Source organism: Embleya sp. NPDC059237, from assembly GCF_042754105.1.
Classification (GTDB): domain Bacteria; phylum Actinomycetota; class Actinomycetes; order Streptomycetales; family Streptomycetaceae; genus Embleya.
Map to the genome: position 1 here is coordinate 243,376 of NZ_JBHZAE010000006.1, position 8,885 is coordinate 252,260.

Annotated in this window: 13 protein-coding genes and 1 pseudogene; 10 read left to right on the forward strand and 4 right to left on the reverse strand. The window is 71.8% G+C overall.

Annotated features, from left to right (window positions below; genetic code table 11):
* Nucleotides 1-204: 204 nt before the first annotated feature.
* The 4 genes from ACFXKZ_RS20590 to ACFXKZ_RS20605 all read left to right on the forward strand — a co-directional run bounded on the left by ACFXKZ_RS20590 (nucleotide 205) and on the right by ACFXKZ_RS20605 (nucleotide 2,187).
* Nucleotides 205-375 carry a hydrophobic protein gene (locus ACFXKZ_RS20590; protein ID WP_380002322.1) on the forward strand — a complete coding sequence of 57 codons (171 nt, stop codon included), beginning with the start codon at nucleotides 205-207 and terminating at the stop codon, nucleotides 373-375.
* A gap of 379 nt (nucleotides 376-754) precedes the next feature.
* Complete coding sequence (locus ACFXKZ_RS20595) at nucleotides 755-1,039, forward strand: DUF6479 family protein (protein ID WP_380002323.1); 285 nt, start codon at nucleotides 755-757, stop codon at nucleotides 1,037-1,039.
* Nucleotides 1,040-1,098: 59 nt separating this feature from the next.
* On the forward strand, nucleotides 1,099-1,539 hold the full coding sequence (locus ACFXKZ_RS20600; RefSeq protein ID WP_380002324.1) for a response regulator: 441 nt from the start codon (nucleotides 1,099-1,101) through the stop codon (nucleotides 1,537-1,539).
* Nucleotides 1,540-1,626: 87 nt separating this feature from the next.
* Nucleotides 1,627-2,187 carry a type 1 glutamine amidotransferase domain-containing protein gene (locus ACFXKZ_RS20605; RefSeq protein WP_380002325.1) on the forward strand — a complete coding sequence of 187 codons (561 nt, stop codon included), beginning with the start codon at nucleotides 1,627-1,629 and terminating at the stop codon, nucleotides 2,185-2,187.
* A gap of 102 nt (nucleotides 2,188-2,289) precedes the next feature.
* Here the strand turns inward: ACFXKZ_RS20605 and ACFXKZ_RS20610 are convergent, their stop codons facing one another.
* On the reverse strand, nucleotides 2,290-2,613 hold the full coding sequence (locus tag ACFXKZ_RS20610; RefSeq protein ID WP_380002326.1) for a plasmid stabilization protein: 324 nt from the start codon (nucleotides 2,611-2,613) through the stop codon (nucleotides 2,290-2,292).
* A gap of 480 nt (nucleotides 2,614-3,093) precedes the next feature.
* Here ACFXKZ_RS20610 and ACFXKZ_RS20615 point away from each other — a divergent pair, with 480 nt between their 5' ends.
* The 6 genes and pseudogenes from ACFXKZ_RS20615 to ACFXKZ_RS20640 all read left to right on the forward strand — a co-directional run bounded on the left by ACFXKZ_RS20615 (nucleotide 3,094) and on the right by ACFXKZ_RS20640 (nucleotide 5,693).
* Nucleotides 3,094-3,573 carry a hypothetical protein gene (locus tag ACFXKZ_RS20615; protein ID WP_380002327.1) on the forward strand — a complete coding sequence of 160 codons (480 nt, stop codon included), beginning with the start codon at nucleotides 3,094-3,096 and terminating at the stop codon, nucleotides 3,571-3,573.
* Nucleotides 3,570-3,860: a monovalent cation/H+ antiporter complex subunit F gene (locus ACFXKZ_RS20620; protein ID WP_380002328.1), complete on the forward strand. Its 291-nt coding sequence runs from the start codon at nucleotides 3,570-3,572 to the stop codon at nucleotides 3,858-3,860. Before ACFXKZ_RS20615 ends, ACFXKZ_RS20620 begins: the two co-directional genes overlap by 4 nt.
* The gene (locus tag ACFXKZ_RS20625) at nucleotides 3,857-4,051 is read left to right on the forward strand and encodes a monovalent cation/H(+) antiporter subunit G (protein WP_380002329.1); all 195 of its coding nucleotides are present in this window, start codon (nucleotides 3,857-3,859) and stop codon (nucleotides 4,049-4,051) included. The genes ACFXKZ_RS20620 and ACFXKZ_RS20625 overlap by 4 nt, the downstream gene beginning before the upstream one ends.
* Nucleotides 4,052-4,282: 231 nt before the next feature.
* A pseudogene (locus tag ACFXKZ_RS20630) lies at nucleotides 4,283-4,522 on the forward strand (NADH-quinone oxidoreductase subunit D); the annotation flags it as partial.
* A 67-nt stretch (nucleotides 4,523-4,589) separates the two neighbouring features.
* Nucleotides 4,590-5,321 (forward strand): proton-conducting transporter membrane subunit, encoded by a 732-nt coding sequence (locus ACFXKZ_RS20635; RefSeq protein WP_380002330.1) that lies wholly within the window; start codon nucleotides 4,590-4,592, stop codon nucleotides 5,319-5,321.
* Nucleotides 5,322-5,336: 15 nt separating this feature from the next.
* The gene (locus ACFXKZ_RS20640) at nucleotides 5,337-5,693 is read left to right on the forward strand and encodes a hypothetical protein (protein WP_380002331.1); all 357 of its coding nucleotides are present in this window, start codon (nucleotides 5,337-5,339) and stop codon (nucleotides 5,691-5,693) included.
* A 33-nt stretch (nucleotides 5,694-5,726) separates the two neighbouring features.
* On the opposite strand, the gene ACFXKZ_RS20645 is transcribed toward ACFXKZ_RS20640, so the two are convergent.
* From ACFXKZ_RS20645 to ACFXKZ_RS20655, 3 genes are all read right to left on the reverse strand, one after another.
* Nucleotides 5,727-7,049: an ATP-binding protein gene (locus ACFXKZ_RS20645; protein WP_380002332.1), complete on the reverse strand. Its 1,323-nt coding sequence runs from the start codon at nucleotides 7,047-7,049 to the stop codon at nucleotides 5,727-5,729.
* Between the two features lie 120 nt (nucleotides 7,050-7,169).
* Nucleotides 7,170-8,387 (reverse strand): MFS transporter, encoded by a 1,218-nt coding sequence (locus tag ACFXKZ_RS20650; protein WP_380002333.1) that lies wholly within the window; start codon nucleotides 8,385-8,387, stop codon nucleotides 7,170-7,172.
* A 35-nt stretch (nucleotides 8,388-8,422) separates the two neighbouring features.
* Complete coding sequence (locus ACFXKZ_RS20655) at nucleotides 8,423-8,821, reverse strand: MerR family transcriptional regulator (protein ID WP_380002334.1); 399 nt, start codon at nucleotides 8,819-8,821, stop codon at nucleotides 8,423-8,425.
* Between the last annotated feature and the right edge of the window lie 64 nt (nucleotides 8,822-8,885).

The window sequence follows — 8,885 nt, forward strand, 5'->3', positions numbered from 1 at the left end:
CCGCCGGCCCGATGACACAGGGACATTTCCAGGGGAACACACAGCCGCCCGAACTTCGCGCCGACCCGCCGCACGGGAATCCGCCGGGGATCGCCGGGGAACGTCGGCGAACATCGAGGCCCGCCGAAAATCGTCGGTAAAACCTTGCCGCCCTCAGGAATGGGTCCCGAAGACCGGGGCACGCACGGAGCGGAGGTACAAACCATGATTCCCCTTCTCCTCGTCCTGCTTCTGGCCCTGATCCTCTTCGGCGCCGGATTCGCGCTCAAGGTGCTGTGGTGGGTCGCCGTAGCCGTCCTGGTCATCTGGCTGCTGGGCTTCCTGTTCCGCTCGACCGGCACCGGTGGGAGCCGAGGCCGCTGGTATCGCTGGTAATCCGAAATACGCGCCCCGACGGCGCGGCCTCCGGAAGGCGGGGCGACGGTGCGTTCGGATTCCGAACATCCGCACCGGCGCACCCGCCTTTCCCGGCTCTCCCGCGCACATCGGTATTCCCACGAGCCTCATGCGATTCCGGCGAGGCACGTGGGAATCCCACATGCCTGGCGGAATTCCGGCGCGCCCCGTGGGATTCCCGGGAGCCCGGTGGGATTCCCGGGAGCCCGGTGGGCCACGGTGCGGATTCGCGCGGCGGGCATTCTCGTACCGGGGCGAATTCCCGTCGATCCGGGTCCGCCGTCCGCGCCGTGGCGCAGGCCACGAAAAAATCACCGCCGCACCCGGTGCCGACCCGAAGTCGGGGTAGCCGTGCGGCATGACAAACGTGACGCCCTTTGCTGCGGTAGGCATCGCCGCCGTGCTCCTGCTCGCCGTCCTGCTCATCATCCCGGTGGTGGCCGGTGTCCGACGCAGGCGCCGCCCGCCGCCCCCGCCACCGCACGGCGGGATTGCCGGCGGCCCGGCGACACGCGACGACATCGGCAGGCGGGAACCCTCCGAGGTTCCTCGGGACGGCCACCGGCGCGGCCCGCACGAGCAGCCCGGCTTCGGCAATCTCGGCTCCCGCCCCGCCGACCCGCACCGGGACGGCCTGGGCTGATGGTCGGGTACCGGCCGGGACCCGGTTTGACGGGACCGGTCTCGGGCCAGACTTCGGGGGTGAACGAGCGTGGGGTGGCGATCGAGGTCCTGCTGGTCGAGGACGACCCCGGGGACGTGCTGCTGACGCGGGAGGCATTCGCTGACGGCGTCCCCAGTTCCCTGCGCGTGGTGGGCGACGGTGTGGCGGCCCTGGACTTCCTGTACCGACGCGCGGGCTACGAGGACGCGCCCCGGCCGGACCTGATCCTGCTTGATCTCCAGTTGCCCCGGATGGGTGGCCGTGAGGTGCTCGAACACCTGAAGGCCGATGCCGACCTGCGGCGGATACCCGTGGTGGTACTCGCCTCCTCGTCCGCCGAGGAGGACATCCTGCGCAGCTACGACCTGCACGCCAACGCGTACGTGACCAAGCCCGTGAACCTGGACGACTTCGTGGCGATCGTCCGCGGGGTCGACGACTTCTTCCGCTCGATCGTGCGCCTGCCCGACCAGATGTGAACACGGGGCAGCGCACCACACGGCCGCGGCCGACGAATCGGCGGCGTGACCGTGAACCGTGAACCGTGAATCGAAAGGCCCGGCACCATGACCGAAAACGACCTGTCCGACCGGCGCGTCCTGGCGATCGTCACCAACTACGGGGTCGAGCAGGACGAACTGGTCGTCCCCGTCCGGGAACTGCGCGAATCCGGCGCGGAGGTGGCCATCGCGGCGCCCTCGACGGAGCCGATCCGCACGCTCGTGAGCGACAAGGACCCGGGCGTGGCCGTGGAACCCACGCTCGTCCTCACCGACGTGGACCCCTCCGGCTACGACCTGCTGCTCGTGCCCGGCGGCACGCTCAACGCCGACTCGCTGCGGCTGAACGACACCGCGCTCGCGATCGTGCGCTCCTTCACCACATCCGGCCGCCCCGTGGCCGCGATCTGCCACGGCCCGTGGTTGCTGGTCGAGGCCGACGTCGTCCGCGACCGCACGCTGACCTCGTATCCCTCGGTCGCGACGGACATCCGCAATGCGGGCGGGCGCTGGCTCGACGAGTCGGTGGTCCGCGACGACACGGGCGACTTCGTCATGATCACCTCGCGCAACCCGGGCGACATCAAGGACTTCCTCGGCCAGATCGAAACGATCCTCGGCCGGTAGCCGGTAGCCGGTAGCCGACCGTCGCAACGCGAAACCGCCCCCGCCGACACTGGTCGATCGGGGGCGGTTTCGCGTTTGCGCGAACACGCGGCCGGGCGGCGCTCAGTTGCCGAGCGCCTGCTGGAGCTGCTTCTTGTTCATCGAGGAACGGCCTTTGATATTGCGGCGTTTGGCGTCCGCGTAGAGCTGGTCGTAGGTGGGCCCGGTGGACCCGGAGTGCGAATGTTTGCCGCCTCGACGACTGGCGGGCATGTCTTTCAACGACGTGCGGCTCGCGGTCTTGGACTCACCCGCCTGGGCACGTTCCTTGTTCACCGTGCGGGCCGCGATCTCCTCGGCGCGCTTGGTGGATTCACCACGCTTCTTCGCACTGTCCTTGATGTGCTCGTACTGCCGTTCCCGCTTGGGACTCGATCCCCTGGGCATGGCGCCCCTCCTGTCTCACCGAGTGAAAATCGGACAACACGGCCCGTACCCGGCCCGACCACGAGCATGCGGCCCGGTGCAGCGGCGCACGATCACCGCCGCGGCCAGGGCGAGGGCCGCCGCGCCGCACAGTGGGGGCCGCGTGGTGGGCCGACCACTGCCGAAGGCTGTGGGCGTGGGCCCGGTCGCCGACGTCGCCGTGGGCGCCGCGGGTGGTTCCGGGCACGTCGTCCAGCGGTCGGTCCGACCTTCTCCGACATGACGTTCCCTTTTCCCTTCATCGGCGCCACCGCGTGGGTACCCGGCGCACCACCACGTTCCGGGAAACGCGATCGTGGCCTTGCTGGCAACCGTGCGACGGCTCGGGAAACAACCCATCGAGACAAAGAGTCGGTAGGCGCCCGCTCGGCGGATCCTCCCGGCGGGGCAGGCATCACCGGCACGATCACGGGTAGCGGCGCAGTCCGGAGGTGGTCTCCCGTGTCCCGTGCCGTCCGCTACGGCGGGTCGTTGTTCGTGGCCTGCCTGGCGCTGTACCTCGTGCAGATCTCGACCGTGGAGCCGCTCGAATGGGCGATCGGCGCCGGCGCTGCGCTGCTCGTGGCGGGGTTCGGGTTCGGCGCCCACCGGGTGGCCGACCCCGCCGTCGACGCGCCGCGCACCGCCTCCGCTCGGGCACTTCGGCTGCCGGCGACATGGTCCCTGGACGCGGTTCGCGAGTGTGCGCTGCTGCTGCGGGTGGTCGCGACCGGCGCGGCGCGGCGAGAGGTGGGCGGCCGGTTCGAGCGGGTACGTCCGGCGCGGGCGGTCCGGCCGGCCACCGCCTCGTTCGTCCTGTCCGCCACGCCGGGTGCGTACGCCGTCGACCTCGACGACGCGGGCGTGCTCCCCGTGCACACGCTGCCCCCGGGACGTTCGCGCACCCGGCGGGTGATCACCGCCGGCGGACGGGCACGGTGAACGCGTGGCTGATCGCGGTCGCCGTGCTGCTCGTGGGCGGACTGGCGCCGTGTCTGGTGGTCACCTCGTTCGGGAGCCTGCCGCGTCGCCTGGTCGGGTTGACCGTCGCCAACACCCTGACGGTGGTGATCCTGCTGCTGCTCGCCGAGGGCCTGCACCGCATCTCGTATGTGGATCTCGCGCTGGTCCTGGTCCTGTTGGGCCCGGTGGGCACGCTGGTGTTCACCCGCTTCCCGGGCCCGGACGACCGGGCGGCCGACGGCGCGGTCGATGCGGAGGGCCGATGAGCGCTCGCCATACCGTGGCGCTGGTGTTGTTGGTGGTCGGCGTCGGCCTGCTGCTCCTGGCGGCGGTCGCCGTACTCGCCCTGCCCGGGGTACATCCGCGCCTGCACGCGGGCGCCCCCGGAGCCGTGCTCGGCGCCCCGCTGGTGACGTTGGCCCTGGCGGTGGAGACGGGGCCCGGTCGGGCGCGCTGAAGCTGCTGCTGATCGGCGTCGCAGCGGCCGTCGGCGGCACGGTCACCACCATGGCGCTGGGACGCGCCGCCGCCCGGGACGAGAGCGGCGTCGACGCGGAGGAGACGTATGGGTGCCGCCGCCGCGGCGTTGGCGGCGATCGTGGTGGGCGCGGCGTTGGCCTTCTCCTGGCGCTACTTCGAGGAGGTGGAGGCGCATTTCCACGCGCTGATATTGCTGTTCACGGCGGGCATGCGCGGATTCGCGCTGACCGGCTATCGGGTCGAGGAGTCGCGGGCGGTGCACGGCGCGCTGAATTTCGGCCTGCTCAACTCGCTGGGCGCGTACTGCACACTCCTCGGCATCGGTCTGCTGTACGCGCGCACCGACCGGCTGGGCTTCGCCCGGATCGGCGCCGAACCGGCCGGGCATCGGCCGGATCCGCTGGTCGTCGCGGCGTTCGTGCTGGTGACGACCGGGCTGCTGGTCAAGGCGGCGGCGGTGCCGTTCCACTTCTGGCTTCCCGACGCACACGCGGTCGCGCCCGCGCCGGTATGCCATGGTCTTCTCCGGCGTGATGGTCGAACTCGGGCTGTACGGCCTGGCCCGGGTGTACTGGATCGTCTTCTCCGGCACCGTGCCGGCCGCGACGATACACCGGGCACTGTTTACGCTCGGGGCGCTGACCGCGCTGGTCGGCGCGCTGATGTGTTGGCGACAGCGGCACCTGAAGCGGCTGTTGGCGTTCTCGACCCTCGCGCACATGGGCCTGTTCCTGATCGCGATCGGCGCCGCGAGCGGGCCGGGGGTTGCCGGTGCGGCGGTGTACGTGGCGGCGCACGCCGGAGCCAAGGCCGCGTTGTTCGCGTGCGTGGGCATCCTGCTCGACCGTCTGGGCTCGGTCGACGAACTCGATCTGTACGGGCGGGGCCGGCAACTGCCTTTGACCGACGTGCTGTTCGCCGTGGGCGGGCCGGCCCTGGCGGGGCTGCCGCCGTTCGGGGTGGGGCTGGGCAAGGCGCTCGCCGAGACAGCGGCCGGCGAGTCGGGCGCGCCCTGGGCACCGGCGCTGTTCGTCCTGGTGTCGGCGGTGACCGGTGCGGCCGTGCTCCGCGCCGGGCTGCGCGTGTTCGCGGGGGCGGGCCCACGCCCGAGCGACCGGAAGGAGGCGGACCGTACCGCCGGCGACGACAGCGATCCCGACACGGGCCGGCCGCTGCCGCGCACTCCCGCGACGATGCTCGCCACGCCGCTGATCCTGCTCCTGGGCACCCTGGCCGTGGGAACATGACCCGGTTTCCCCGACGTGGTCGGCCGCGCGGCCGAGGTGTTCACCGACCCGACGGGCTACCTCGCCTCGGTACAGGGCGCGCCGCCCGCTCCCCCGGCGACGGCGACGGCACCCGGTTGGACCGGCGAGGGCCTGCTTCCGGGCGCGGTGTCCACGGTGCTCGCTGTGGGCGGGGCCGCGGCGGCGGTATGGGGGCCGCGCCTCCACGGCAGGAGCGCCGACCGAGCCCGCACCGGACTGCGCCGACTCGACCGCGCCGCGGCCCCGCTCCGCCGCCTGCACTCGGGCCACGTGGGTGACTACGTGGCCTGCCTGGTCACCGGGATGGCGGTGTTGGGCCCGCGGGTCCACCCCTGGACGGCCGGCGGATAGCCGAGTTCGCGCCGGTGGCGGCCACGCGTCGTCTCAGCCTCGGGAGGAGCGCCGGGCGATGCGCTCGACGAGCCCGAGGGCGGCCTCGGGGTGCTCGCCCAGCCACCTGCCGAGCCGGTCCCGAACCGCGTCGCGGACACAGGCACGCACCGGGGAATTGCCCAACACCTGACGGGTGGAGCCCTCGAACTCGGGGCCGTCCAGCTTCACCGACACGACCGCGGTCAGGCCCACGCCGATCCGGTCCATGTCGAGATCGGGGTCCGTCGCCGTCAGCAGCCCTTGCTTGCGCGCGTACGCGGTGAGCGCGGCCGTCAGCCCATCGCGGAAGCCCACCAGGTGCGTGCCGCCGATGGTGGGCCGGCTGTTGGCGAAACCGCGAACACGCTCCTCGGTGAAGCCGCCCCAGCGCAGGGCCACCTCCAGCGTCCCCGCCATCCGCGCGTCCTCGCATTCGACATGGACGATATCCGTGGAGGTAGCCGCCGTCGGCGAATCGTCGAGGAACGTGACGAAGTCCCGTGCCCCGCCCGGGAACCGATACCGCGTCGGCTCGGGCTCGCCGGGGCCCCGCCGATCGGTCAGCGAAATGTGCAACTCCCGGTACAGGAAGGCCAGTTCTCGGCAGCGCGCACCCAGGTCGTCGAACGAAGGCTCCGTGGTGGTGAAGATCTCGGCATCAGGCTGGAAGGTAAGGGTGGTCCCGCTCCCGGTCGCCGCCCCCGATTCGGTGAGCGGGGTGACGGCCTCGCCACGCGCGTACTCCTGGACCCAACGGACCCCGTCCCGCCGCACCTCGGCCGTCAGCCGGCTCGACAGGGCGTTGACGATGGACAGTTCCACACCGTGCAGGAACGACACGTCGCGACGGCCGATGGGCCGCGGCCCGACCGACAGCCGGGTCAACAGGCTTTCCGGGTCGGGCACTCCGGGCCCGTCGTCTGCGACGCACACGGCACCGTCGGGCAGGAGCGTGATGTCGACGGAGCCGCCGGCGGCACCGGCCAGGGTCTCGTTCACGGCCCGATCGACAACCTCGCACACCATGTGATTCAGGCCATGTTCACCGGTCGAGCCGATGTACATCCCGGGCCGCGCCCGAATGGCCTCCGCCCCGTGGAGCAGCCGGATATGGCTCGCGTCGTACGTGCCGGCGTCATTGCTCACGATGTCCCCTTCGACAATTTGCGACAGGACCCCCAGCCTAGGCAAATCTCGGGAAAACACCAGGTCAGAGCCGGTATGGCGATCCCGCGAGCGGCCGGCTGAACGCCTCCCCGGAGGGGGCCGCCCCGACCCTCGCGAACCCCCGCCCGAGCACGCGTGCGGGTCGGCCCAGCCCCCGTGCGAGGCCATTCCCGACGCCCTTCGGGTCACCGATTCTTTTTTCCGCCGGGCCCGTTCCGCGCCGGCGATCGGTGGCCCCGCGAACTGCCCGGACGACCGGGCCCGTTGGTCGTCCGGGCGACACGGGCGCTACGAGTGGTCGACTGCTCGCCGCGCCGGAGGGAAGCCGGTACGGCGGGCGAGGGCGGTGGTCAGGACGGCTGCGGCGAGGAGCGCGGAGGCCGTCCACGGCAGGGCCTCGCTGCCGGCGCCGGAGAGCACGGCGCCGCCGAGGAGGGATCCACCGGCCATACCGATGTTCCAACCGGTGACCCACAACGAATTGGCGGTGTCGGGGTCCTGCGGTGCCGCCCGGACGCCCGCGGTCTGCATCAGCGTCGGGATGCCGCCGTGCGTCGCGCCCCACAGGAACGCGCCGAGCAGCACGGCCGCGGTGATGTCCGCGAACAGCCCGAAAGCCGCCAGGCACAGCGTGGCCAGGGTCAGCAGGGTGAGGGTCGCGGCGCGCAGCCGGCGGTCGGCGGTGAGGCCGGCGAACCAGACGCCGACCATCGAGCCGAGGCCGAAGACGAAGAGCACGGTGCCGGTGCCGACGCCCGGATCCGCCCGCTCCAGAAAGGGTGCGATGTAGGTGTAGAGCACGTAGAAGCCGAGGACCATCGCCATCGAGGCGGTGTTGATCGCGGCGATCCCGGGTGTCCTGATCGTGGCCGTCAGTCCGCCGCCGCGCCGCGCCCGCTCACCCGGCAGTTGCGGCAACCAGCGCAGGGCCGCGCCGAGCAGGGCCAGGGCCGCCAGGGTGAGCAGGGCGAAGGTCCAGCGCCAGCCGATCAGGCCGCCGAGCGCGGTGCCGGCCGGGATACCGAGCGAGAGCCCCACAGTCATGCCCGCCAGCGCGGTGGCGATCGCCTTGCCGCTGCGCTCCGGGGCCAGTCGTGCGGCGTACGCGGGCACCATGGCCCACAGCAATCCGGCGAACACCCCCGAGACCACGCGGGCGCCGAGGGTCAGGGCGAACTCGCCGGACACCGCCGTCACGGCGTTGGTACCGGCGAAGCCCAGGAGCAGCGCCACCAGCAGGGTGCGCCGCGGCACGATCAGCGTCCGGGCCGTCATCGGTATCGCGGTCAGGGCGGCGGCCAGCGCGTAGACGGTGACCAGCAGCCCGGCGCGGGCCTCGCTCACGTGCAGATCGGCGCTCATGGCCGGCAGCACACCGGCCGGCAGGGCCTCGGTGAGGATGGTCACGAAGGCGGCGCCGGACAGTACGAGCAGCCCGCCGAGCGGCCATCGCGGCGTGCCCGGCGCGGTGTCCGCGGCCGGGAGGGAATCCGTGGTCGAAGTCATGCCCGGACGGTAAAACCCTCACGTTTGCGTGAGGGTCAAGCGCGCACCGCCGCCTCGTGCTCGCGGTCCGCGCGAGCCGCCGTGCGCGCGGCGCTCAGGTAGGCGTCGATGGCGTTGCGGTTGCGGGTGAGGCACCGGATACGGCGGTCGAGTTGTTCCCGCTCCGCCGCGACCTGATCGAGCATGCGCGCACACGGGATCTGCGGCAGCAGGTCGGCGGGGCCGTCGAGGTAGGGCAGGATGTCGCGGATGATCCGGGTGGGCAGCCCACAGTCGATCAGCCCGCGAATCTGCCGAACCACCTCGTCCGCTCCGGCGCAGTATTCGCGATAGCCGTTGCCGCCGCGCGCGGGCCGGATCAGCCCCTCTTCCTCGTAGTAGCGCAACGCCCGCACACTGACCCCCGTCAGCCGGGACAACTCCCCGATTTTCATGCGATCCACCCCACAACGACTCCGTCGACCCTCACATCGACGTAAGGGTTTCACCTTCACGCTA